This is a genomic window from Arenimonas sp. MALMAid1274 (assembly GCF_049195245.1).
Lineage (GTDB): Bacteria > Pseudomonadota > Gammaproteobacteria > Xanthomonadales > Xanthomonadaceae > Arenimonas.
In genome coordinates this window covers 273,235-296,417 of the sequence record NZ_JBMIRR010000027.1, presented here as the reverse complement: position 1 = coordinate 296,417, position 23,183 = coordinate 273,235, and the positions used below count along the sequence as shown (strand labels likewise).

30 protein-coding genes are annotated in these 23,183 nt (G+C 63.4%); 4 read left to right on the top strand and 26 right to left on the bottom strand.

What is annotated here, in order from left to right; all coding sequences use genetic code 11:
• Positions 1–69: 69 nt before the first annotated feature.
• The 6 genes from ACOQFR_RS09860 to ACOQFR_RS09835 all read right to left on the bottom strand — a co-directional run bounded on the left by ACOQFR_RS09860 (position 70) and on the right by ACOQFR_RS09835 (position 6,396).
• A complete protein-coding gene (locus ACOQFR_RS09860) occupies positions 70–3,057 on the bottom strand; it encodes a hypothetical protein (RefSeq protein ID WP_421381409.1) in 2,988 nt (995 codons plus the stop codon).
• Positions 3,058–3,072: 15 nt separating this feature from the next.
• Positions 3,073–3,414, bottom strand: coding sequence for a hypothetical protein (locus ACOQFR_RS09855; protein WP_421381407.1), 342 nt, complete (start codon positions 3,412–3,414; stop codon positions 3,073–3,075).
• 80 nt (positions 3,415–3,494) lie between these two features.
• On the bottom strand, positions 3,495–4,607 hold the full coding sequence (locus ACOQFR_RS09850; protein ID WP_421381405.1) for a hypothetical protein: 1,113 nt from the start codon (positions 4,605–4,607) through the stop codon (positions 3,495–3,497).
• 50 nt (positions 4,608–4,657) lie between these two features.
• Positions 4,658–5,356, bottom strand: coding sequence for a hypothetical protein (locus ACOQFR_RS09845; protein WP_421381403.1), 699 nt, complete (start codon positions 5,354–5,356; stop codon positions 4,658–4,660).
• 34 nt (positions 5,357–5,390) lie between these two features.
• Positions 5,391–5,963 carry a hypothetical protein gene (locus tag ACOQFR_RS09840; RefSeq protein ID WP_421381401.1) on the bottom strand — a complete coding sequence of 191 codons (573 nt, stop codon included), beginning with the start codon at positions 5,961–5,963 and terminating at the stop codon, positions 5,391–5,393.
• A 28-nt stretch (positions 5,964–5,991) separates the two neighbouring features.
• On the bottom strand, positions 5,992–6,396 hold the full coding sequence (locus ACOQFR_RS09835; protein WP_421381399.1) for a hypothetical protein: 405 nt from the start codon (positions 6,394–6,396) through the stop codon (positions 5,992–5,994).
• A gap of 612 nt (positions 6,397–7,008) precedes the next feature.
• On the opposite strand from ACOQFR_RS09835, the gene ACOQFR_RS09830 reads away from it, so the two are divergent.
• A complete protein-coding gene (locus ACOQFR_RS09830; RefSeq protein ID WP_421381397.1) occupies positions 7,009–8,172 on the top strand; it encodes a hypothetical protein in 1,164 nt (387 codons plus the stop codon).
• 52 nt (positions 8,173–8,224) lie between these two features.
• On the opposite strand, the gene ACOQFR_RS09825 is transcribed toward ACOQFR_RS09830, so the two are convergent.
• The 7 genes from ACOQFR_RS09825 to ACOQFR_RS09795 all read right to left on the bottom strand — a co-directional run bounded on the left by ACOQFR_RS09825 (position 8,225) and on the right by ACOQFR_RS09795 (position 11,033).
• Positions 8,225–8,824, bottom strand: coding sequence for a hypothetical protein (locus ACOQFR_RS09825; protein ID WP_421381395.1), 600 nt, complete (start codon positions 8,822–8,824; stop codon positions 8,225–8,227).
• Positions 8,821–9,414: a ParA family protein gene (locus ACOQFR_RS09820; protein ID WP_421381393.1), complete on the bottom strand. Its 594-nt coding sequence runs from the start codon at positions 9,412–9,414 to the stop codon at positions 8,821–8,823. Before ACOQFR_RS09820 ends, ACOQFR_RS09825 begins: the two co-directional genes overlap by 4 nt.
• A gap of 88 nt (positions 9,415–9,502) precedes the next feature.
• Entirely contained in the window at positions 9,503–10,099 is a 597-nt protein-coding gene (locus tag ACOQFR_RS09815; protein ID WP_421381391.1) for a hypothetical protein, read from the bottom strand.
• Between the two features lie 11 nt (positions 10,100–10,110).
• Entirely contained in the window at positions 10,111–10,248 is a 138-nt protein-coding gene (locus ACOQFR_RS09810) for a hypothetical protein (RefSeq protein ID WP_421381389.1), read from the bottom strand.
• Positions 10,249–10,264: 16 nt separating this feature from the next.
• Complete coding sequence (locus ACOQFR_RS09805) at positions 10,265–10,453, bottom strand: hypothetical protein (RefSeq protein ID WP_421381387.1); 189 nt, start codon at positions 10,451–10,453, stop codon at positions 10,265–10,267.
• A gap of 91 nt (positions 10,454–10,544) precedes the next feature.
• The gene (locus tag ACOQFR_RS09800; RefSeq protein ID WP_421381385.1) at positions 10,545–10,796 is read right to left on the bottom strand and encodes a hypothetical protein; all 252 of its coding nucleotides are present in this window, start codon (positions 10,794–10,796) and stop codon (positions 10,545–10,547) included.
• A 3-nt stretch (positions 10,797–10,799) separates the two neighbouring features.
• Complete coding sequence (locus tag ACOQFR_RS09795) at positions 10,800–11,033, bottom strand: hypothetical protein (protein WP_421381383.1); 234 nt, start codon at positions 11,031–11,033, stop codon at positions 10,800–10,802.
• 387 nt (positions 11,034–11,420) lie between these two features.
• Between ACOQFR_RS09795 and ACOQFR_RS09790 the strand changes: the two genes are divergently transcribed.
• The 3 genes from ACOQFR_RS09790 to ACOQFR_RS09780 all read left to right on the top strand — a co-directional run bounded on the left by ACOQFR_RS09790 (position 11,421) and on the right by ACOQFR_RS09780 (position 15,003).
• Positions 11,421–11,933, top strand: coding sequence for a spore coat protein U domain-containing protein (locus ACOQFR_RS09790; RefSeq protein WP_421381381.1), 513 nt, complete (start codon positions 11,421–11,423; stop codon positions 11,931–11,933).
• 163 nt (positions 11,934–12,096) lie between these two features.
• Positions 12,097–12,780, top strand: coding sequence for a molecular chaperone (locus ACOQFR_RS09785; protein WP_421381379.1), 684 nt, complete (start codon positions 12,097–12,099; stop codon positions 12,778–12,780).
• Between the two features lie 3 nt (positions 12,781–12,783).
• A complete protein-coding gene (locus tag ACOQFR_RS09780; protein WP_421381377.1) occupies positions 12,784–15,003 on the top strand; it encodes a fimbria/pilus outer membrane usher protein in 2,220 nt (739 codons plus the stop codon).
• 11 nt (positions 15,004–15,014) lie between these two features.
• Here the strand turns inward: ACOQFR_RS09780 and ACOQFR_RS09775 are convergent, their stop codons facing one another.
• From ACOQFR_RS09775 to ACOQFR_RS09715, 13 genes are all read right to left on the bottom strand, one after another.
• On the bottom strand, positions 15,015–15,260 hold the full coding sequence (locus ACOQFR_RS09775; protein ID WP_421381375.1) for a hypothetical protein: 246 nt from the start codon (positions 15,258–15,260) through the stop codon (positions 15,015–15,017).
• Between the two features lie 65 nt (positions 15,261–15,325).
• Positions 15,326–15,595 (bottom strand): hypothetical protein, encoded by a 270-nt coding sequence (locus tag ACOQFR_RS09770; protein ID WP_421381373.1) that lies wholly within the window; start codon positions 15,593–15,595, stop codon positions 15,326–15,328.
• Between the two features lie 257 nt (positions 15,596–15,852).
• A complete protein-coding gene (locus ACOQFR_RS09765) occupies positions 15,853–16,851 on the bottom strand; it encodes a DUF4942 domain-containing protein (protein WP_421381371.1) in 999 nt (332 codons plus the stop codon).
• 86 nt (positions 16,852–16,937) lie between these two features.
• Positions 16,938–17,381, bottom strand: a complete 444-nt coding sequence (locus ACOQFR_RS09760; protein WP_421381369.1) for a hypothetical protein — start codon at positions 17,379–17,381, stop codon at positions 16,938–16,940.
• A 25-nt stretch (positions 17,382–17,406) separates the two neighbouring features.
• A complete protein-coding gene (locus ACOQFR_RS09755) occupies positions 17,407–17,850 on the bottom strand; it encodes a hypothetical protein (RefSeq protein ID WP_421381367.1) in 444 nt (147 codons plus the stop codon).
• Between the two features lie 256 nt (positions 17,851–18,106).
• The gene (locus tag ACOQFR_RS09750) at positions 18,107–18,649 is read right to left on the bottom strand and encodes a hypothetical protein (protein ID WP_421381365.1); all 543 of its coding nucleotides are present in this window, start codon (positions 18,647–18,649) and stop codon (positions 18,107–18,109) included.
• Between the two features lie 17 nt (positions 18,650–18,666).
• On the bottom strand, positions 18,667–18,942 hold the full coding sequence (locus ACOQFR_RS09745) for a hypothetical protein (RefSeq protein WP_421381363.1): 276 nt from the start codon (positions 18,940–18,942) through the stop codon (positions 18,667–18,669).
• 178 nt (positions 18,943–19,120) lie between these two features.
• The gene (locus ACOQFR_RS09740) at positions 19,121–19,300 is read right to left on the bottom strand and encodes a hypothetical protein (RefSeq protein ID WP_421381361.1); all 180 of its coding nucleotides are present in this window, start codon (positions 19,298–19,300) and stop codon (positions 19,121–19,123) included.
• Positions 19,301–19,542: 242 nt separating this feature from the next.
• The gene (locus ACOQFR_RS09735; protein WP_421381359.1) at positions 19,543–19,785 is read right to left on the bottom strand and encodes a hypothetical protein; all 243 of its coding nucleotides are present in this window, start codon (positions 19,783–19,785) and stop codon (positions 19,543–19,545) included.
• A gap of 163 nt (positions 19,786–19,948) precedes the next feature.
• Complete coding sequence (locus ACOQFR_RS09730; RefSeq protein WP_421381357.1) at positions 19,949–20,335, bottom strand: hypothetical protein; 387 nt, start codon at positions 20,333–20,335, stop codon at positions 19,949–19,951.
• Between the two features lie 4 nt (positions 20,336–20,339).
• Positions 20,340–20,486, bottom strand: coding sequence for a hypothetical protein (locus ACOQFR_RS09725; RefSeq protein ID WP_421381355.1), 147 nt, complete (start codon positions 20,484–20,486; stop codon positions 20,340–20,342).
• Between the two features lie 188 nt (positions 20,487–20,674).
• Positions 20,675–21,175: a hypothetical protein gene (locus ACOQFR_RS09720; RefSeq protein ID WP_421381353.1), complete on the bottom strand. Its 501-nt coding sequence runs from the start codon at positions 21,173–21,175 to the stop codon at positions 20,675–20,677.
• Positions 21,168–23,138: an HsdM family class I SAM-dependent methyltransferase gene (locus ACOQFR_RS09715; protein WP_421381351.1), complete on the bottom strand. Its 1,971-nt coding sequence runs from the start codon at positions 23,136–23,138 to the stop codon at positions 21,168–21,170. Before ACOQFR_RS09715 ends, ACOQFR_RS09720 begins: the two co-directional genes overlap by 8 nt.
• Between the last annotated feature and the right edge of the window lie 45 nt (positions 23,139–23,183).

Here is a 23,183-nt window from a genome sequence, read left to right as displayed (position 1 = left end):
ACAAACCGGCGGAATGGCAAGGGGGGCGATTGCTCGCCCCCCGTATACCTTCCTGCAGCCCGATCTAAGTCAGGCGACCTTTCGCAGCTCATCCGCCCCAATGGGGTTCAGCGTCGCCACGTCGATGCGGCGTTCGCCTGCCCGGTTGAGGATGACGATGGCTTGGCCGAAGGTGGTCAGCGCGGAGTATTCCTCGGGGAGGAAAATCGGCTGCATCTTCAGCTTGCCGCCCTGGGGCACCACGATGTGCTTGGTCAGCGTGCTGTCGTCGATGTTGCGCAACGCGTGGCCCTGCCAACCCTGGCCCGCAGCCCCGGCGTGCGTCTGCACGACGAGCCTGCCAGCGCCCTGACGCTCCATTTGCCGCATGGCAGAGCGGTTCGGGTGGTTCGGGTCGTTGAGCGGGCTGGCTTGCAGGGCCATGACGCCGCCGTGCATGTCCAGGCCAACCGTCGGCTCTTCGTAAGCCAGCATCTGCGCCGTGCCCAACCTGTCCTCGAAGAAACGGTAGGTCTTCGGGCTGCTCCGCATCAGGACGTAGTTCTGGAAGGTAAGGCAGAACTGCAGCGCCTTCATCTCGTTCCCCAGCTTGTTCTCCAAGCCCTCCCAGTTCTGTGTCAAGGCCACCACAGCCATCTTGAGGCTCCGGCATTTCGGCAGGAGGTTTCGTTCAGCGTCGGTGATCAGGTCCTGGCACTCGTCCATCATGACCATCATTGGCGTCTGGCCTTCCTTCTCCCAGTCCGGGTTGCCGCCGCGCAAGGCCACGGTGTTGTAGATACGCTGCTTGACCAGCGCCGCGATTAGCACGCCGGCGCGCTGGTGCCGCTCTTCGGGCAGATCCACGCCAACCGCCTTGCCATACAGGCACGCGCCCGCGTCCACGCCCGTCTCCAAGGTCTTCCAGTGCTTGCCGTCCTTGCCCACCAGGTAAGGCCCGTTGGTGATGGGCAGCACGCGTTGGTTTACGTTCAAGAAGAACGAAGACCGCTGCTGGGGCTCATAGGAGGGCCAGGTATGGAGAACGAACTCCAACGCATCGTCCAGCAGGCTCTGCTTGCCGATCTCGGGGTGAATAGTCGCAGGCTGATTGGCGCGACGCTTGGCGGCTTGGGCGGGATCCTTCTCGTAGCCCAAGAACTGGACCGCGGCCGCCAACAGCGGGCCGGCTTCCCAGCCCTGCGCTCCCTTGACCGGCGAGTTGACCATGTTGATGACTTTACTAAGGGTGTCGACGTTCCAAAGCCACTTGCGAGAGCCGTCCCGAATGACTGCCCAGTTGGCGTAATCGGCGCGGTCCTGCTCCAGACGTGCTCGTGCGGTGCCCGTGTCTTCACCGCGCCTCTCCAGCCGCGCGATCTCAACGATGCCGCTGTCGATGTCCAGCTGCTTGAGCCGCGTCATGTCGAACGCATGCTGGATGTAGGCCTTCTCGTGTTTGTGCAGGGCCTCGAACAAAAGGTTGCAACGCACCACGTAATCGTCAGCGCCAAGCTCCCAGACTTGGTGCGCCGGATTGCCGCCACCGCCAGCCCTGGCCGTCGAGTTGAGAGCCGTCGAGATGCCGTGGCCGTCGAGACCTTGGAAGGGCGCGAAGTCCACGCCCGGCTTGATCATCACGTCGATTAACGACGACAGCTCGCCGGGCAGGGAGCCCTTACCGTCCAGGCACAGGAACCCACCGACGCGGCTTTCGACCCATTGCTTGGCCATGGGACGGGCAACACACGTTGACTTACCCATGCCGGTGTTGCCGAACGCCAACATGTGCATGTAGAGGTCGTAGGCAGACACGCACATCCGCACACCCGCGTCGGGCGCGTAGGGGAAATGCTTCTTGGTGAGCCATCCCGTAGATGTGCCAATCTCCATGAGCGGAGACTTGTCCTGGAAGGCCTTGATGGCCTGCATCTGCTTGGGCTTCACGTGCACGTCGGTCAGTCGACCCACGCGACCCAGGTTGAAGCGTTCCCCGTGCTCCTTCAGGTATTTGGCCCGGCGGATGTAGTTGGCGTTCGTGTAGATCATCGGGTAGAGAGCTGGAAGCGCCAAGAAGAAGAACGGCTGCATCTGCTTAGGCAGGAAGGACACGGCGTAGTAGGCCGCGCCGATGACGATCGCCCACTTCACGATGGCCTTGAACTTCTGAAACGTGCTGCCGATGACCCCGTCCTGGGCGTTCTTGTCGAACAGGGTGAACAGGAATGCAGCGACCATCGCGAGCAAGAGGAATGAAATGCCTCCGCCAATGCCCATGACGTCCATGGTCTCGGGCGACATGTTCGACACCTGGTTTGTGAACTGGCTTGGTATCTGGCTCTTTGCTTGCTTGGCCGCGAGCATGGAAAACCCAGATGCGAGGGACAGCGGCGCCAGGCCCAGCAGAACCAGGCTCTTGGCTGCCTCCAGCGGGCCCTCGCCTTGTGCGAGCGCGATCGTGAACGGAATGAAACCCAGCAGCATCAGCACTCCGAGGGGAGCCCAGATCGCGCTGGCCAGGTAGCAGAGCGCGGCGACCAACACGATGCCGCCATACATCAGCGACGTGGCGGTGCTGTCGGCGCCCTTAGCCCGGTCTTCGGGGAGCACATAGCTAGCGACGGACCGGCCGTTCCGCGTGGTCAACAGCCGCGGGGTGCGGTCGCGCAGGTCCTCGGGCACGTCGGGGTAGAACGGCTCGAAGTGCTCACCAAGGGGCACATTGTCAGGGACTATCCACTGCCCATCCTCCCGCAACACTGCGCCGTGCTCACGCAAATGCTCGGCTTCGTCTTCCGCTTCAGGTGCGCGTAGTTCGCGATGCGGAACCTTCTCCAGGCTGTCAAAACGCCCGACGATGTTGTCGAAGCGCTTCATTGTTTCGATGAAAACAGCATCTTTCGATGACGGAGTTCTCGGGAGCACATCCGCGACCGATCGCTTCTTGGCAGCGGAGCCGTCGGGAACGGCAGCAGTCTTCTCGGACGGCTGGGCAGCCCTCTTCTTCCGGCTCTGTCGAAGCGTCTCGGCGAAACGGTCGGTGATGTCCAATACTTGGTCGTAGCTGGGCAGGGTCATTGGGTCGGCTCCTTGTTAGGATTTGAGGACCATGGCCAAAGCCACGATTGCGAGGATGGTCGGGAGCAAAATGTAGAACACCGCCCGAGCGACCAGAGGCGCTTCGACGTCCCGGTGCTGAGCCAACAGGATCCCATCGAGTTCCCACTCTTCCAGGTCTGGCCCCGCGGGCGGCAGCTGCCGGTCTTCTTTGATGTAGAAATATGTTTCCCGGATGTCCTTGCGCAGGTGGCCCAGGCCCTTGTCGGCGAGCGTGCCGATGAAGATGTTTCCGACTGCCTTCATGAAACGGGACGCGAAGGTGGGGCCGGGGTTCTTGTCGTATTGCAGGAAGAGATGTTTGAGAATGAAAAGCACGCGGGGCTCCTTTCGTGTGTAGGTGGTCTTAGGTCTAAGAGAAAACGGCCGAATGGCAAGGTGCGTCGGCGCTTTCTCGTTTAGTCAGCGTCGGCTTCAATGCCCATTTGCTCCGCCCAGGCGTCGATGTCCTCGGCAGCCTTGTCCTGCCATTCCTCCGCGGGCGCAGGGACTGGCTTGGGCTTCGCCACTGCAGGCCGAACGGGAGCGGCGCTCGGCTTAGCCGCCCGGGCGTCGGGAGCGCGGACTGGCGGCGGCAGTTGCACCGGCGCGGGTTCAACGACCGGCGTGGGTGCGGCTACGGGCTCAACGGCGACTTCAACAACAGTGGGCCTGGCCACCGGCGCCGGGATGGCCTCGACCGGGGTGGGAACGCTTACCTCGGACGTGGGCACGGCTGCTGCGGCTGGCTCTGCCTCTGGTGCCCCATGCTTCTTCCACCAGGCGAAGAAAAGCGCTGCCGACAGCAGTGCCAAGAAAACGAACATGACGTGGATAAAGCGCAGGGCGCGGGCGCTGGAGCCGGGCCATTCCACCAACAGCGCCGCTGCCGAGGCAGGCTCGTCGTTCTCTGGCGCGGGGGTTTCAGGATGAGGACCCGACAGCGCAGCGGCGATGCTGTGGCCGTCCAACCCCTCTAGTGGAGCGAAATCCACCCCGGGCTTGATCATCACGTCGATCAGGGGCGACAGTTCGGCCGGCAAGGTGCCCACGCCGTCCGACAGATGCGCGCCCTCCTGGCCGTCTGGGTCCCGATCTTGAAGGGCGGCCAGCATTTTCTCGATCGTTCCACGCGAAATCTCATTGTCTCGCCCGAACACCAAGACGTGGGCTTCTTCGTCGTCCGGACCGATTGCCTTCGGCGCCTCTACCGCTACAAATGTTTGATGTTTAAGTCGCCGCAACCGCCACGTGGCTTTCACTTCGCCGCCCTTCGCCAAGGCGAACGTGCACCCGTCCTTGGTCTTCGCCCAGGTCCAACGACCCAGGCGAGCCGCCAGGTGGCCGGCGTCCTTGAGCACCTCCAGGGTCCCTTCCGATAACAAAGCGTCGTCGGGCGCCGGCTCGGTGCGGCTCGCGTCGTCTCGGTGGCCGTCGTCCTTCGCCGCGCGTTCCGGACGGCTGGGCACGTCGTCTTTGTTGAGCAGCTGCGCCATCCGGGCGCGTCGGAGGAAATCTTTGTGGTCGGACATGGGGGTGTCTCCTTAGGAGGGGGACGGCCGAAGCCGCCCCACGGATGGGGTCAGCGAACGTCGGGCAACGGGGAGACGGTGATCTGGCTGGGGCCAGAGCCGCACGCGTTGACCACGGTGTGGCGGGCCAGTGCCTGGCGATCGTTCAAAGCCTGGAGCGGCACCTGGCACGCCCGCACGCCCTCGAAGCGAACGGTCAGGGTGTTCTTCGCCTTGCTTGTCAGACCGGCGAGCTTGTCGAGCATGGCGACCGTCTTGGCGTCCATCGCTTCCATGTCCGCCGTCTCGTAGCGAATGGTCAGCGCGGCCAGGGCTTCCTGGCGCTTGCCCTTCTCGTCCACCCTCTGCTCCGTGCGAACCGTGGCATCCATGCCCGCGGCGCGTGCCGCCTCTTCCACTGCTCGGGCGTCCTTCACCTGCTTGCGGTAGGACCAGCCGAAGCCGATGGCGCCGCCGGCCACGCAGGCCAGTTGGGGATCCACGCCGGCCACGGCGCCGATGAGCGCGCCCACGCCGCAGCCCTTGCCAGCGCTCTGCATCGCCTTGCCCTTGTCCACCGGCGGGCGCTGCTCGCGCTCGCCCTGGACTTCGACCGGCTCAAGCGTCGCGGCCTCCTGTTCCTGGGACTGGCTGGTTTCGCCGCGCAGCTTGTCGCGCTTGTCGCGCAGCCAGTCCTTGACGCCGGCCTGGGCGTTGCCGACCAGGGCCAGGGTGAGCGCGACAGCGATGAGGGTGTTCTTGAAAGGCATGGGGGTGTGCTCCTAGTGGGGGGATGGGGATGGGTCAGACGGGGCTGTGTTGGTAGAGCACCTGCATCCAGATGCAGTGCTGGAACTGCTCTCCAATGGATGCGGTTTCGTCTCCGTGGAGGCCTCGTTTCCGAAGCACCCGTCTCCATGCGTTGCACTCGCCCTTGACGCACTGCAGTTCCAGCTCGAGGTGCTCGGCGGACGTTCCGTTTGCCTCGGCGTCGGCGATGGTGGCCTCCAGCTCAACGGTGGCCAGCTGCTTTCTCTCCGCCATGTCGGCGGCGTAGGCCAGGTAAGGCCTTTCGGGGGTATTCATGGCCTCGAACGTCACTTCCCACACGCGAAGCTGTTCTTGCATCCACTGAAGAACGAGGTCGGGCTCTTGCGCCCTCGCCTTGGCTTGGTCGTCTATGAGCTTGGCAATCTGTTTCCCATCCATGTCTCGGAAGGAAACCGGCGCTTGATTGGTGAACGAGTGGTCTAGCGGGGCATCAACGCGATACCCGCCGGTGAGCTGATCGATGGCGTGGGCCAAGGCGCGCTTGGGGGCACCGCAAGGCAGCGGAAGGGGTGGAGCGTCGAAGCAAGAGACAGGGGTCGTGTTCATTGCGTTGGGTTCCTTGAGGGGTCGGGGATCAACCGGGGATCACCATCGGGCCGTCGCCGGCGGGGCGAGCGGGTCGGCTGGGCTTGGGGGGCGCGGACTGGCCGGCGAGGGCCATGACGAATGTTTTCTGGAGCTCTTCGTTTTTCTTCATCGACTTGGCGATTTCCTGGCGCATCAGCTCCAGGCCGCGCTGCTGGTCGTCCATCAGGTCGCGTCGAATGCGGCCGGTGTCTTCGCGCAGTTCGCTGACCAGTGTTTCGAGCTCGGTGCGCGCGTTCTCGATGTGCTCGAGCACGGCAGTGCGCACCTGCTTTTCGTTCATGGCTTGGCGGGCGAACTCAGACGCGGTGATGCCGATGGCTTCCGCTGCGCGGGACATCGCTTGGTGCTCTCGCAACGGCATCCGGATTTCAAATCGCTTCATCGAAAACATTTCCTCTACTGGCCTACTTCAACCAATAGAGGAAAATCGAGGTCTGGCAAGCCCGTATGCCTGAAAGGCTTAAATCAAGGCCTTTTCTGCAGGCAACGCGGGATCTGTTCCGTAAGCGTTGCCGTATGCGAAGAGGCAGACGCATCAAGCTGTTGCGAGGTTGTTAGCGTTGTTTGTCCGTAAAGCTGGCGAACAACCTCAGGTGCGTAGTGTGTATGCCTCGATAAGGCTTTGCTCTGGTGCAGCCAGGGCAGCCAGTCGAGGACAGCAGGCGAAGAGGCGCGGTCGCAGTTTTGTATCGCCGACCGCCACGCCCTTGCCACGCCGGGCTTCTGATTTACAAAGGGAGGACGACAAACGCTTTGCAGGAGAACGACCAGTGCCCAGGTTTCCTTCATCGCCCCAGGCCATCGCTTTGCACTCAGCGGCTTGGAAAACTTCGCGCTCACTCCCTCGCCTTGCTGCCCCGGCCGTCGCTCTCCCTATGCCCCTGTTTTGTATTCCTGCGCCCGCTCTCACCGCTGCCCTCACCCCGGCTATCGCTTCCCCACGGCCCACGCGCTCACGCCTCTCCCGTGTTCGTTTCTCGGTTTTAGTCAAACAGGCGATTGCATGGCCATCGCTGCATCGGCCCACGGCAAGCCGCGCCTGGGGGGGTATCCGTTGACCGTGCCGACCGACGACCTGACCGCCCTGCTCTGCCGGTCCATCCTTCAAGCCGACGACGCGCCGCGTGTATTCCACCGACGCTGGCACCGCAACCAGGCCGACGGCGCACTGCCCCTGGCCTGCGCCTACTGCCAAGCCCCGCTGGACATTCGGAACCCCGGCCAGGTGTGGATCGACTACCTCGTGCCGCTGCAACTCGGTGGCCCGGCCGTGGACGAGAACCGCGTTTTTTCTTGCCCGTCCTGCGCCCGCTCGAAAGCGCACAAGGACCTCGTGTCCTGGAAACCTTTTCACCGGCTCGGAGACGAAACCACCCGCCTCGCCTTGCTCGCCCAGCGGCGCCAGGTGTTGGCCATCGCCCGCAACCACCTCCCGCCCACCCGCGCCAATGCCCCCCTCGCCTCTGTGCTGCGTGAGCTGGAGAAGCGATGGAAGCACCCCCGGTTCACCGTCTACGCCGTGCACGGAAAGCATCGCGCCTACATCGGCTGGACGCAGCGCAACGGGGCCAGCAGCGCCTTGGGCCTGGCCGCCGCCCTGCTCCGGTTCGGTTGCAAAGCCGTGCAACTCTCGACGGGCAGCGTGGTGCTCTATGAGCTCGACCCTGGCACCTTCCTTGAGGCCGTCTGGTTTCTCATCGACCACCACGCCCTGGTGCAGAACCTGCCCATCCCCTCCCTGGAGACCGTCGCCCTGGATCCGAGAAACTGGCAGCACCATTGGCCGCAACATTTCGAGCACCTGTCCGATCTGCGCCGCCGGCGACGTCGCTTAACCGGCAACAACGCACTCACACGGGGAACGCGGGCCAACGCGAAGATGCGCTTCTTCAAGCACGGCATCCTCCCTTCCCCAGCGCACCTGGTGGAACCGGAGGCGCCCACGGCGGCCCCACACAAACCCCGCCAACCCTCCACTGCAAAGCAAGCCGTGGCGAAGCGGGAGCGATATCAGCGGTTGGCTAAAAAGGCACGAACGGAAGCCTATCTGGCCGCGCGGGCATCGCTGGACGCGTTCAAGGAAAGCGTGCGCCAAGGGCGGGCCCCCGTGCCCTCGGCCCAGGATATGGACGCCATGGAGCGCGAAGTGCTGGCGCTGCTGCGATAGAAAAAGGCGGCGAACCACACCGGCCGCCGCCGCCGCTTGGCAACCGCCCGGCTCAACTCCGCTTGCTGTTCGCCTGGCGGATGAGCTTGCGCGCCGCCTTGCGCTTCTCGGCAAAGCGGTCCTCGGCGGCGTCCACCTGGAGGCACTTGTTGTCCCGCTTCAAGACGAACGCGGCGTAGTCGGCCAGGGCAATGATGGCCGTGGTCAGGGGGAAGTCCCGGGGGCTGTCCGCGCCGAAACAGGCCTGGATGCTCTCCCGCAGCTTGGGCGGGATGGTGATCATGGAGCGCTGGGACCGCTGCCCCTTTTTCGTGCGGTAGTCGTGCAAGGCGGCCTTCGGCCCGAGGACCAGAAAGACAGGCTTCCCGTGCTTCATGCCCGCCCGCTGGCTATCGTCGTGGTCGAAGAACGTCTTCCGCTTGGGGGCGTCGCCAGCCGCCAGGAGTAGCCAAACTTTCAGATCCCGCACGTCAACTTCGCACACTCCTTCCGGGTTCGGCGTCCCCCGCGGCTGGTGCACTTGGGCCACGGCGGCCGACAGGTCTCGGCGGCCTGCGGACGGCTTCCTTGCCTTGCGCTGCTTCCGGCCGGCGGCCAGTGCCTGCGTTTCCCCTGCCTGCTCGACCCTTTGTTTGTTCTCGTCTGCGTTCATCGGGCGCCGCGCTTTGGGCTGCGGAAGGAAAACGGGATAGCTTTTCCGACAGCCGCAATCTCGTCCTGGGCGAGCGCGATGTGGCGGCCGGTCATGTCGAAGACCGTGCGGCCTTCGGCGTAGTAGGACGCCAGCGCGGAGCGCTCCCGCACCACCAGGGCACCGGCCATGACCCGGCCGGCCAAGCGCTCCCGGTGTTCGGCGCGCCGTGGGTTCACGCGGTTGGCGACGACCCGGAACGGCAGTCTCTTCTCCTTGAGCAACGCTAGGGTGCGCAGGAATACGACAAACGCCACGCCGTCCAGCAGTGTCGGCACCAGGTAGAGGTCCGCGTCCGGCAACTGGCCGTTCTCAGGGATCCGTGGCGCCAAGTCGATGAGCTCGAGATCGAACCCGCGCGAGCGGCTGCGTCCGACGGTGAAAGGCGTTTCGCTGGCCAAGGCGGCCCAGGCCAGGGCACTGCCCTGCGGGTCGCAGTCGGCCACCAGGACGCGGGCACGGGGTTGGGTGTGCGCAAAGTAGCCAGCCAGGTTCAGCGCGAGCGTGGTGCGCCCCACGCCGCCCTTGGCATTGAACAGGCAGATCTTCATGCAGTGCCGCGCTCCGTCGTGTGTAGGGGGTGCCTACAAAGACGGTAAGAGGAAAGCGCGGAATGGCAATCCCTGCAGCGGGATCGGGTCAGCCAGCCAGGGCCAGGTTTGTTCTTCGTTCCATCGCGGCCTCGCACTGCAGCGCAGCCTTGGCCTCGTCGCGGAGGCGTTTGCATTCCCGCCATGCCTTGAGGCGTTCTTCTGTTCGCTGTTTAGTCGTCGCGTGCAAACTACGGCCGACGTGGTTCTCCGAGACGCGAGCGGCGAACCATGCTGACAACGACGGCGGCATGCGGCCATCGCACACTTCGGCCACGGTCTTGCCCGCCGCGAACGTCATCAGGGCCTTGCCTTCCAGGCCGCCGCACAACTGCTTGGCACCCACTTCCAGCCAAGGCGAGGCACCGGCCTCGAGCAGGTCCTGAACCATGGTGTCGAACACCTGGGCCAGGGTGGGGTCGTCTGCGTGCGCGGCGTAGCCTTTCGCGGCGACGTGGAGCGCCGTCAGGTCCAGCGGGCCGGGCAAGCGGTCATCGAGGTAGGTCTTGCGCTGCCAATGGCGCTCGCTGCCTCTGAGGTGCTTCACGTTCGCGTCGGCCAAGCGTTGCAGCTGGGCAATGACGGCGCGAAGTCTGGCAGGCTGGCACGACTGGACAGCCGTGATGAGTTCATGGGCGTGGGACATGGCCGGGCTCCTTAGTTGACGAGCAGCGAGATGGCCGCGGCCAGGACGAGCAGGCCCGCCCCGATCAGGAAGCGCACCAGGTCGGCAAACGTCTCCAGGCTATCGGGCGTGCCCTCGGCAAGCAGGTCAGCGGCGACAGGGCCAAGCAACAGGGCTACAAGACGATTAGAGGCCATCGTTTGCCACCTCCGTGCCATGGCCGTAGCCGTAAACGACCGCGTTGCGGTTGACCCAATCGCGCATGGCTTCCGCCAGGGCTTCGTGCGGATCCAGGCCGATATGTTCCATCAGCCGCTGGAAGTCTTCGAGCAGTTCTTGGTCTACGGCGCAGGTCATCGCCTTGGGCGTGTTCATACCCACCCCCCGACGATCGCCACCAGGATGAGCAGCCCTGCCAAGACGCCGGCGTCGATGCACCAGTCCAGGAAGTCCCGCTTGCCGGCACTCACGGGTGCACCTCGACCAGCATCTTCTGGCCCGGCGGCGTATTCCTGCAGCGGATCATGTATGCCAGGTCTTCACCGGTGAACTCGATGTGCCGGCCCTGGCTCTCGGTCAGCGCGCACAACACTTCGGCCACCATGTCCGGGGCGTCGGCGTTGGCGAGGATGGCCTCGGGGTCGAACATCAAGGCAAGGAAGCCGTTGACGGGGACGAACTGGAGCGTGGTGGGTTGGGTCGTGATGAGCTGGTTCATGGTTCAGCCCTCCCCGCGGCGCTGGCGATCTTTGTAGGCCCGCGCGACGAGGCGCTGGAGCCGCTGAGCTTTCTCGTAAGAACGCGTCAGGCAACCCATTTCCTGGTTGCGCGTGGCTCGCCCGTTCTGCGCCCCGTAGTAAGCGGTAAGCGCGTTGGGGTCGCTGTGCAGCTGGCCGTCGCAGAAGCCGTAGGCGGTCTGCACGGGGATAGAGATGTTGTCGGTCTTGAGGCGCATCGGTCGGGTTCCTTTTCTGTCCGGAGGGAAAGGTAGGGATTTGTCTACCTTCTTCCTTCAGTGAAGCGGAACGAAACGCGAAGTCAATGCGACAGCGCGATCTAAAAAACTAAACTGCAGATGCGTGAACAAACGCACGGAAAAAAGGCCCCGCGATGGAGGCCTTCGTTCTTTTTGTTAGCGTTCTCGCCGTCGCAAACCTTCCGACGTTTCCCGACACTTGGTGTCAGCTGCCCGTGTGCGTTTCCCACACGGCGCTCGCGTTCGCAGAAACGAATATCAAAATCTGCTGGTGCCAGAAGCAGATTTGCCCCTTGCCTATCGGCCGATCCTGGGTAAGTAGAGAGAGGCAACTGCCAATCCCTCAACCTTCGGAGAACCAGACCCATGCGCAATCGCCTCTTGTCCCTCACCGCCGCTCTCGCCCTTGCACTGGGCGCTGCCGGCTCCGCCTCGGCGGGCACGCTGTCTGAAAACCTGGACGTTTCCATCCAGACCTACGGCATCTGCGAGTTCGCCATCACCCGGCACATCTCCGTCAGCGGCCTCTATGGCCTCCAGAACGAATACATCGGCAGCGATGCGGGCCAGCTTCAGGTGCGCTGCAACCCGAACATCACCTACACCGTGGAGCCAGGCGACGGGCTGTATTTCGGCCAAAACACGGACCATCCTGACAAGCGCGCTGCAACCGGCGATATGTGGGGCGGCCTGCTTGCTTACTCGTTGCAGAAGGGCGGCAGCTCGGGGATCCCCTGGGGCACCGGCGCAGACGCCATTTTCGACTACGGCAACGGCGACTGGCAGGCGCATTCGTTCGGCGTCATGGCCTACGACATGAACAAACTGGCGGGCGACACCTACACCGACCAGGTCGTGCTGACGCTGACCTACTTCTGACAGAGCAGGCAGCGGGGAGATTTCTTCCCCCATAACTTTGAAGGCGAAGGGCTCCCGATTTCGGGGGCCCTTTTTTCTGCAGCCGTTCGCCCTTGCCAGTGCGCGCTTTTTCTCTAGCGTCAATAGGAAGAAACATCCGACAACACCCGACCAAGGAGCCCACGTGCCTACATTGTTTTCCAAACTGGTTTTCGCCCTCTTTTTTGCGGCCCTTCCTGCTCTCGCCAACGTTCCCAGCCCGGCCAACCAAGCCTTGGTGCCGCAGATCTCACTCGCGCCCGCCGTCCTCCAGGCTTCGGGCAACGCAACCAACCAGTCTGTCTCAGTTCGCAACCTGGGCAAGACCTCCATTCGCTTTCAGGTAGAGGTGCGCTCCTGGACGCAGACGGGCGGTAAGGACGTGTCGGAACCTACCCGCGCCGCCTTCGCTTCGCCCCGCATCGTGGAAATACCAGCTGGGAGCACGCGAGCGATCAACCTGTCGCGCCTTGGCGGCACTGGCCCGGCTTACTTCCGCTTGCTGCTGCGACAACTGCCGGTCGCGGGCCAGCCCAAGGGCACGTTGGACTTCCTGACCAACCACAATCTGTCAGTTGCCTTCGAAGACACGTCGAAGGAAGTGCCCCCGCTCGAGGCCAGGGCGGCCCCTGGTGGCTACATGCTGACGAACACCGGACGCACCGCGGCCCGCGTTTCGGCACTTGGCCCAGAGGGCGCGAAGCCCTGGAGCCAAGGCACGCTGGGCTGGGTGCTTCCGGGCCAGAGCAAGTTCTTCGCGGCGCCGGCCGTGGTTCCCGTGTTGTCCGTGCGCATGCTCGCGCAGACGGTATCGCTGCGGGTGCAGTAAGTGTTGCGCGCCTGTCTGTTCTTGCTAGCGCTCCTGGCTGCGCCTGCGCACGCCGAGCTGGTGTTCCCCGAAGACGTGGAGCCCACACTGCTCGTGCCCATCGTGGAAGGGCAGCGGTTCGAGATGGCCGCGTTCTGGCTCGACCAGGGCCAGTGGACGAGCTCGGCCGAGTTGTGGGCCTCCCTGGGCGTTGTTCTGCAAGTTGGAGAGACCGGCTTTCTGACCGCTGGGCAGCTCGGGGTGTCGATGCTGGTGCAAGAAGAGACGGGCACGGTGGTCGTGTCCATTCCTTCGGACCGATTGCCGGACCAGCGGATAGAGCGAGGAAGGGAAAAAGCTCCGCTGGGCGCCCCTGCTCCGGGCGTCTTGGTGAACTACTCCGTGGGCGCTCGAGTGAGCGCCGATCACCAGGCCGTGTCCATCGGGCACGAGCTGCGCGCTCCTGTCGCCGGGGGCGTGTTGAGCACGACGGGCCAGGCAAGCTTGGATAGTAAAGGAGGCGTGGACTACGAGCGCGGCCTGACGCAATGGCAGCGCGACGATGTCGATAGCCAGCTGACCTACCAGGTGGGCGATGTCATCACGAGCGGCTCCGCCCCTGCGGCATTGGGCGGGGTGCGCATTGCAAAGGATCCCGGCGGGCTGGACCCGCTCACCCCCACCTTCGCGGTGCCCGTGCTGGGCGGCTTGGCGCTGGACCCTGGCCAGGTCCGCTTGCTGGCCAACGACGCCGAGGTGCTGCGCCAGGACGTGGGGCGCGGCCCGTTCTCCATCGACCGCTACGGCCTGTCGCCGGGCGCCAACACCACGACCTTGATCGTGCGCGACGAGTTCGGGCGCGAGATCGTGCTCTCGGAACAGACGCTCTACTTTGCCCCTACGCTGCTCCGCAAAGGATTGTGGGACTGGGAAGTGGCGGCAGGCGCGGTGCGCGAGGGCGAAGACTACGGCGAGTTGGGCGCGGCGACCCGCGTGTCCTACGGCGCCACCGACACATTCACGCTGCACGCGCGCCTGCAGGCGGACAGGCACCACCGCCAGGCCGTATTGGGCGCCACGACAGTGCTCGGAAACGCCGGCGGCGTGCTCGACGTGGAGGTGGGCCAATCCAGCGGCCCCCAGGGCAAGGGCCAGCGCCTCGCGGTCGCTTACGATTACCGCGCGTCGGACTGGAGTGTGCGCGTCGAGCACGAGCGCAACGAGAACTGGTGGGAACTGGGGCCCTCGGCGCGGGTTCCCATCCAAGAGCGCACCCGGGTTCAAGCCATGTTCCGGCCACACCGCGAGTGGCGCGTCCGCGCAGGCTATTCGGAGGTCAAGACGACGGAAACCCAGACGCGCTACGCCGATGTAGGCGCCATGTTTTCCAGGGGACAACACGCCCTGGGCGCCAGTGTCCTTTACGACTTCGAGGATCGGTCCCCGCGCGTGGAGCTCGGCTACCGCTACACCTTCGGGAACCAGAGCGCCGTGGCCGTGCGGGCCCGCGCCGGGGAAGACGGCACGAGCACTGCCGTTTCCGGCTACACGACGGCGGAAATCCAAGGACGTCCGGTGCGGCTGGCCGCAGAAGCTGCCCATGCCCAGCGCGGCACGGATCTTCGCGCCCGCGCCGACTGGGACACGTCCATGGGACAAGCACGGGTCGAGCTGGCCCGTCCCGCGGGCGGCGATGTGGTGGCCACGGGAAGCTTCACCGGCGCGCTGCACATCAGCGGCCAGGGCATCGCTACCCTCCCCCGGGCACCGGAGGCCTACGCGATCGTGGACGTGCCTGGCCAGGCTGGGGTGCCGGTGCTGGTCAATGGGCGCTCGGTCGGCAAGACGGACAAGCACGGACGGCTGCTCGTGGGGCATGTCAGCCCGCTGACGCCCAGCGAAGTGAAGCTCGACACGCGGGCTTTGCCGCTGGAAGTGCAGATTGGGTCGCCGGTCCAAACCTGGACGGCTCCGCGCGGCGGAAGCATCCACGTGGTCTTCCCGGTGCTGTCCAACACGGCGCGTGCTTTCGTGGCGTCCTTCGCTGGCAGCCCACTGCCGCTGGATACGCTGCTGCGCTCAGGCGACGAAGTAATCCACGTTGGCTACGACGGCCTGTTGTTCCTGGAGAAGGCGACCCCAGGCCAGGTGTGGTCCTCTGAAGCGTTGGGGTGCAGCGTGCGCGTGCCGGATGAGCTGCCGCCCTTCGGCGAGCCAGCCGCGCTGGACTGCGTTGCCCAGTAGAGCAGCGACCTTTACGGGCAGCCGGTGGGCTTCTTGCCGGTCGCCTGGGTTTCGATGCGGCACAGCTCGAGCGGCTTGGCCTGGTGATTGGCTTCCATGGCGGCCACGGCAGCCGGGCCCGCGGCGGTGAGGCCCGCGGCCTGGTCAGTGGCGGCGGAACCCATGGTCAGCAGGCCGCCCCCAAGCAGGAGGGCGACGGCGCAGCCGAGGGAGACTTCGAAAAGGGTGGTGCCGGACTGGGTCTTGAGGGATTTCATGGCTTGGCTCCTTGGGTGGTGGGTTGCATGAGGGCCCCGGATGAGGCCCGCCAGCGAAATAACTGTCAGGCCGTCAGTGCGTCCGCGAGGTCTTGGTCATCGATCCCCGTGATCCCGACCGGACCGTCCCCGCTGTTGGTCGTAAGCCAGAACGGATACTTCGAGAAATCGATCGCCTTGGCTTGATCTTCGTCGCCCCAACTTTCGGCGTCTGAAGCGATGTTCTCGGACGTGTGCAGGTAAACGCCCGGCGAAACCTCGACAAATCCTTGGGTCGTGGCCAGCTGAAGGGCCGCTGCGCGGATGGCATTAGGGGGTGTGTAGTTCGCGTTCATCTGTTCGTTCCCTTTGGTTGTTTGTGTGTAGGTCGTTCCTACACATTCAGGGTAGATGAGCAGGTCATTCCGTCAATGCTTTCGACAATACTTTCCCCTACGCTGCAGGCGAACTGCAGGCGTGCTTCGTGCTCTCAAGTTAGGATTTTCGCGCTGCGTCTTTTTCAACATCAAAAGCAAAAAGCCCCAAAGCTGCTCTCGCTCTGGGGCTCTTTGTTTGAGGCATCTTTCGCCGCCCTGCTCTGCGCGTCTAGCGGCTACGCAGGAAGCGCTCCCGGGTAAAGGAGCAGCATCACCTGGTTGACCCTGTCCACGAGCTCCGGCCGCTTGAACGAAACTACCGCGTTCCGGGCTGTCCACCTCACGTGCATCAGGTCCGTATCAACCTCCCGGCGCCCTTCGCTGATGGCTTCAGCACACAGCTTGGACACAGTGTTGGGCTTCGATACCTCCGGCCCGCCGCCGAGGAAGCTCATCCACTGCCAAAGCTCGTCAAGGCTCTTCTGGCTAACGGACACCCGGCGTTCTGGATCAACGAACTGACGGATTTCTACCGTGGGTCCGAGCAGCACAGGCGCGTTGGCCTTCTTGTTCCAGGACATCAGCCGGAAGAACATCGGCAAGCCCGTGTCCCAAGTCGTCGCTGACCGAGCATGCAGCACGTAGAGCCAGGGGGCCTGCATGCCATCCTCCAATGGCCCGGACTGGGTCCGGATGATTTGCTCCCATCGGTCAGCGTCGAGAACGTCCGTGGCGCTCCACAAGCCGCAATCCCGCAGGGCGTTGCGCCAGGCCACGATGTCCATCTCACGCTGGAGCGCGGCAATCGCGGGCTTGAGGGACGATGCATCACCAGCCCGGTAGTGCTGCTGCACCAGGCCCACGGCCTCATCCCACCCGATCGCCACCCCTCCCTGGATGGCCTCAAGGTAGGCGGCGTCCAGAAGCTTCAGGGCCTTACGCAGGAGCTTGATAGCACTGTCTCGGGCGGCGAGATCACGCGCCCAGCCGCCAAGTTCCAGCTGGCTTTCGTAGGCACGGACAAAGGCCGCATGGGACGAAGGATCCCCAGGCCGGTAGTGGTGCCTCAGGTTCGCCAACGTCTCGGCGCCATCGATCGGCATCTTGCCTGCGAGCGCTACGCCGTGGGCATTTTCAATGGTCTTGAATGCCTTCAGCGTGTAGTCCAGCGCGCTGTTGCGCGCATCAAGCTTCGACGCAAGGTTGACGTTCGGCAGCCTGTCTTGGAACTTCATGGGCGATGGGTTCTCTTTTGCGGCCAGAGGGCAGGCCCAAGCATAGCTTTCCGCGGGCGGCCCGTGGTCCGACCTCGGTGTCCGCTTTACTGCTCGGGGTTGACGGCCCACCCATCCAGCACCGCAACCAGCGCCCTGCCGAAGCGTCGGCGCCTGGTGTGCTTTTGCATCCAGGCCCCGCCCCACGGGGCCGCGTGGTGGCAGGTGCCGCCCTCACTCTGAGGCACTGGGCGCCGCAGTGCATTCAGTCGCGCCGCCAGTTGCATGTCGCGAACGGCGGTGATGTAGGCCAGACCTTGCAGGGATGCGGCAACCGGCAGGGAAACCCCGCGGTGCACCAGGTCAGCCGTCCGCTGGGCGCGCCGCGCACGGGCCACTTCTCTGGGAGTGGTCCACGCGTATCCCAGGGCGTCCTGGTAATGACGGGACGTTGTGCCTAGGGCCTTGGAGATTTCCTCGGAGCTTTTCCCTTGGGCGACCAGGGCCAGGATGTTCCGGCGCCGGGCCTCGATGTTTGCATTCTTTGTCATCTGAGTTTCCGCTCGTAGGCCGCCCTTAGAAGCGCGCCCGTGCGCTGACCGAGTGGGCCGCTACGGGCATCGCGGCCTCGAGAACCTGCGCCGCCACCGCCGCACGCGTCCGGTCAACTTGTCCCGCCAGGCGCTGCACCACATCGGGTGAGATCTGCTCTTCAGTCCCAAGCAACAGGGTTGCGCCCGTGCCCAAGTGGCTTAGGAGCTCATCCTTCATCGCGCTGAGCGTCCGGCTGAACTTGGAGCGTTCGCCACGGCTGGCGCCGTTGACCGTCCATGCCTCGATCTGTTCAAACTTGCTGTTGCCGAGGATGCGAGCATCCGTCAGGCCAGCCAGGTCGCGCGTGTGCATGCGGACCGTGGCGAGGCGGACCGGCGCGCCCCATTGCCCGCCCGACGAAGCCGTCTCGACAATGGCTACGGCGATTTCGTCTAGGACTGCCAACGCGTGTATGTTTCTGGCCATCTTGATGCTCCTGGTTGTCTGCGAAAGCGGATTTGCTTTCCACACATTCAGCGTAGCGGACGGCATTACTTCGTCAATGTTTTCGACACTACTTTTCCACGTCCTGCAGGCATCCTGCAGCGCATTTGATCGGCTTCATAAGGACCCTTGGCGCGACCATCGGATGCTTCGCCAAGGTCCAATCCCAGAACCGCCTTTGCCTTGAGCGCTGTCGCTCTAGGCCGTTCGCTCTTGCTCTCGCTGTATTCGCCTACCGTCAGCCCCCGGCCAGGATGCGCCCCAGGGCGTCGTTGACCGTCAACACCCCACTCGCCGCCTCGAGCTGCTTCTGGCGCTCCTGCTGGTGCTGCTTGGTCAACTTCTCCGCCAGGGTTCGGATGGCGTAGTTCTGCATGGGTTTCCTCGCCTTGCGCGCTTCTTCCAGCACCACCTGGCCCATCTCGCTCAGCACCACGCACCCGTCTTCGAGGCTATGCACCAGGAACTCGTCGAAGCCCCGCTGGAGCGCCTCGGTGCAGATCTGCCACCGCTGATGCGTGATCTCGGCAAGCAGCTCCTTGGTGATGTGCCCAGCTGACGCGGCCCGCTGCCAATCCTGTCTCGTGATTTCCACCAGCAGCTCCTGGCTGTAGAGCCCCGCAGCCGCGGCTTCGCACAGCAAGCCATCGGGGACCAGCTGGGGATCGAACGGTGCAGCGTCCAAGGCTGGCTGCTCCACCGCCTGGCGAGGGACAGCCGGCGGAACGGGCGTGTAGGGCCGGACCCGTTCCTGGCGGGGCGCCTTCCGAACGGTCTTCATGCTTCGTGTTGCCTTCTTCATTGGACGTGTCTCCCTTGCTCGTAGAGGAACTTCTGAACGCACTGACGTATGCCCTCGGCTACGCTGACCCCGTGGCGCTTGGCGTGCCGCGTGAACGCGTCGATGGTGGGCTGGTCGCTGGCGATGTTGGCCCACACCGCGGTCTTGTCGGCGTTCGGCGCACGCGGGCGGAACGGCCACGGCCTGGCGTTGTAGTCCACGACGATTTGGCGCAGCGCCTCGGTGGCCGTGATGCCCACCGCTGCGGCTTCCTCGGCCAACGCCTGGACCATGTCCGGCTTCGCCTTGACCTGCCGGAAGACCGGCCGCCTGGGCCGTGGAGGCTTCGGCCGGAGCTTCACAGATAGGCCTCGGTGAAGGCGACGATGCGCTCGCCCAGGAGGAAGGCCAGGCCGAAGCTGGGGATGGCAAGCAGGGTGAGGGTGAGCATGCGCGTGGCCTTGGCTGGGGTTAGTGGCGTGTGCGTTCGAGGCGTTCGATGACCAGGCCTTCTTCGACCTCGTGAACCAGGTGCATGACCACCGACGACTTGGTGCGAACCGGAACAGCTACCTCGCCGATCTTCTTGCCCTGGAGGGCAATCTCTAGGACGAATGACAGGTCGTTTTCTGTGAGGTTTTGCAGGTTCATGGTGGGTTCCTTGGCCTTGGTCGGGTTTGTTGTTGCTCTGATTTCAGGTTAGCGGAGCACGCCATTCCGTCAATGTTTCGTGCAATACATTTGCGCCCGCTGCAGGCATCCTGCAGCGGTGTTGTGTCGTTGGATTGCTGGGCGTTTGTGCCGGATGACCCTGCAGGCGAGCGAACGCTGCCGATACTTTTCCAAGCGGTTCGCTGTTCGCTTCTCACGGGCCAAAGGCCCCAACGCTGCTCTTAGGCTTGGAGGCTCTGAGGCCCTTGAGCAACTGCGGCTGTGTCGTCGCCCCTGCTTCTCGCGCTGCGCGCCTGCCGCCACTCTTCCCGCGTCATCAGCTGCGACTGCCCCAGGTAGTGGGTGCATTGGTGATAGCCGATGGTGTGCGGCCGCGCCTGCAGGGCGTCGTGCAGTGTCTTGCTCATCCAGATGACGCCTTCGAACCTGGAAGCGTAGGCGTAGTAGCGGGCGCGGCGGGTCATGCTGCGGGCCTCTGTGAACGCTTTGACACCTGCTCGCGTAAGTAGTGGCGCACCACGTCGGACAGCGAGCGGCCCTCTTCCTGCGCGATGGCCTGGAGGGCCTGGTGGAGCCCGGGCTCGACGCGCACGGGCGGCAACTGGACGCTGGGCGGCCGGCGCTGCGTCATGCCATGTCCAGGTCGTTCATGGCGCGCAACCAGCGGGCGGCTGCGCGGCGGTCGGCGCGGCGGGCGATCACGCGGTATGCCCGGTGCCCCAGGACCAGGGCAGCGATGGACAGGAACGCTGAGACCGCCACGGCCAACTGCAGCGGGTCGGCGAAGTCTTGGTGGCGCACGACGGCCTCCAGGCGATAGCCCAAGTGCGAGGCCAGCACGCAGGCCGCACTGGTCAGGGCGCCCACGACCAGGCTTTCGTGGAAATCCCGGTTCTTGAGCAGGTGGTCGCCGACGAGGTAGGTCGGGCGAGATGCCAAGTGGGCCCAGGCAAGTAGCAGCGCCAGGACAACGAAGCCAGTGTTGAGCAGGAAGGTGAGCAGGGGGGCGTCCATGGCATCAACCCCCGGCAGCGCGAAGGGTGGCCAGCGCGGCCTGGGCGCGGTCGAAGTGCTGGAGCGCAGGCCCGGCGAGGGACAGGAGGAACGCGAACAGCGCGAGGTTGGTCAGCAGATGGGCGGTGCGGCGAAACGGGCGGGGATGCATGACGGTCTGGCTCCGGTAGGAATGGGTTTTCGTTGCATGGCATGAGCCTCTTCGGTGGGTGGGTGTATAGCGATTGCTATACAGACCAGTAAAAACGAAAACGGCCCCGTGTCAATGCACGGAGCCGTTCAAGAGAAACGCCAACACTCAACTTTGCGTCAATCAGCCCTTCGACCAGAGGCGTCTACTCATTTGGTCTTTGCGGGCTTTGCCAACGCAACGAGCTTCTCCTGCCAACTATTCACCGCCTCTCCGAACACACCTTGAACCCACGATGGAACTTGAGTTCGCCCCGGAACCTTGATGTCCTTGAGGGTGCGATTTGCTTGGCGGCCGTAGTTGAACCGGTAGCGATTGGCTCGGATAACCATGCAGTAATACAACTTCTCCTGCAAAGCCATATCCGGCGGTGGAACGAGATAGTAGAGATCTCGCCCGCTGTAAAAAGGTTCAGACTGGACGAATGTCTCAAGCACACTGCCACCACCGGCGACAGTCAAGAGACCCGCAGGCAAGGGCTTCAGTCCAGCTACCGGGGCTACCTTTGCCGAGACACCATTATTGCGTGCTGTGCGCGAGACAAAGTTGATGCCATTGGGATCCAGCTTGAGCGCGTTGAGCTCAAGGTTGACGCCATACTGAACCGTAAAAATACTGCCGATGGATACAAGCTTCTTGGCCTTAGTCATTGGCCTCTTCCCCAGCTTCGCCCGCTGACGTCCGTGCCTTTTCTTCGGCCTCGTTGACCAGCTGGAACATCAAATACTTGCGGACAGTTTGCTCAAAGTCAGCCTGGCTCAAGGCCGAATAGTCAGTCTCCATGTAGGCCTCGGCACACCATTCGTCCTGCTGCGTATCGTCATACTTCACTGCTTGAAGAACGCTTTCGCCTGGTTTCACTCGCCTGTTCCGATACATGTCAACCCAATGATCGCGCAACTTCGGCCAACCACCGTCGCCATCGATCCGGCCTTTGTGCTTAGTCTTGATGTATCCGTCGTCTTTCCAGTAGCCAAACCACGTGTCTCGCTTGGATTGCGCATGGGGCTTGTGGGCAGTCCAAACCATGATGCAGCACACCACGCCGACCGGATAGAACAGCTCCGTTGGCATCGACATGACAGCCTCGAGCGTGTGCTCTGCCATCAACTCCTTGCGAAGCGGATTGGGTGATATGGCGCAAGACATTGGGACGATAGCCACCCCTGTCCCGCCCTCCACCAGGCAGTTGAGCATCTGCTGGATGAAACGAAGTTCGTGAAGGTCTGCGGTGCCTTGCGCGAACGGCGGATTGAGCAGCCCAACATCTGGCTTGTGCTTCTTGACGGCTGGAGCAATCGCTTCGTCGAAGCAGCTGCCTTGATAAAGGTTTGCCTTGCCATCTCCGCGCAGGATCATGTTGCTCGCGGCCAATGCAAACATGTTTGGCTGCTGCTCGACACCAATCAACCCCTTTCCTTTGATGCGCGTCCGCTCCTGCTCGGTATTAGCTTCCCGCATCATCTGCGACATGGCAGAAACAAGGAAACCTCCTGTCCCAGCGCATATGTCTACGACAGTGGAATGCTTGCTCACATTCGCAAGCATGGCGAACAGTTCTGTAATGTGCCGCGGGGTCAGCACGATACCGAGAGCTTTCTTGTCGCCGCCCGTATACTTCAGGAACTCGCCATAGAAGTGCCCCAAAATGTCCGTCCCTTCTTCGGCGGTCATGAGGGGAGCAGCCTTTTCGTGGATCTGCTTGATCAGCTCGTGCAGGATCCCCTTGGGGTATTCCTTGCTCTTTTTTGAAAGCTCAGGGTGGACGGATATGGACGCGTAGGGCTGCGCCATGTTGTCCTTTTTCGCCTGGGGGATCTCTGCGCCGTTTATCTCCTGCTTGATGGTTTCTATCCACCGATTAGGAAGGTCCTTGGCCTCATGAAGACCATACGATGCCGAGAAAGCCTTGTTCTTGAGTGCAATAAGCGTCCCGCTCACAAGCAGTGGCTTCTCACTTTCTGTCAGCTTGGCGTGGTCCCGCATGAAGATGTGTAGTTCGCGCGCAAACGCGAGCAGATCTTCTAGGCGTGCCTGACGCACCGCCGGGTCGAATACCGCGTGGTCCAGGAAATCCTTCCATGGGAGGATCTCAGTAATGGGGGCGCCGCTGCTTTTGTTTCGCAGCAGGCGTGCTGTCTTGGCACCTTTTGAGTGCAAATAGACCGACTTAGAGGCACTGGCCTTCTTTTCGCCACTGACGGCTACCGCGATAACGTTGTATCCGCGCGCCAACAACTTCGCGTAATGCAAAGCGCCGTCGACAGCGAACCGCTTCACCCGTTTTGCGGTTTCTTCCTCTGTCTCGACGAACGGTTTTCCTCCCAAAATCGCAGGCACGATCGGGCTCGCATGATCTGCCGTGGAAGCCTTGCACTCATAGACGATAAGAAAGTCTGGCGTGTCGGCGTTGCTAACCAAGAACTCGGGGTATCCGCGCCCACCCTTAGCACTCTTGCTAGCTGTCTTCAGGAGCTTCTTGATCTCCTCTATGACGCTTTTCTGTTCCTCAACGCTGACGTTGTTGTCTTCTTCGTAGTAGTCGAGCTTTCTCAATGCATCGCGCACGAGATTTTCGGTGTTCCGCTCGTTCTTATTCGTGCCCTTAGCCAACTTAGCTGCCCCCATACTGATAGCGTTCGCCAACCGCCTGCAGAC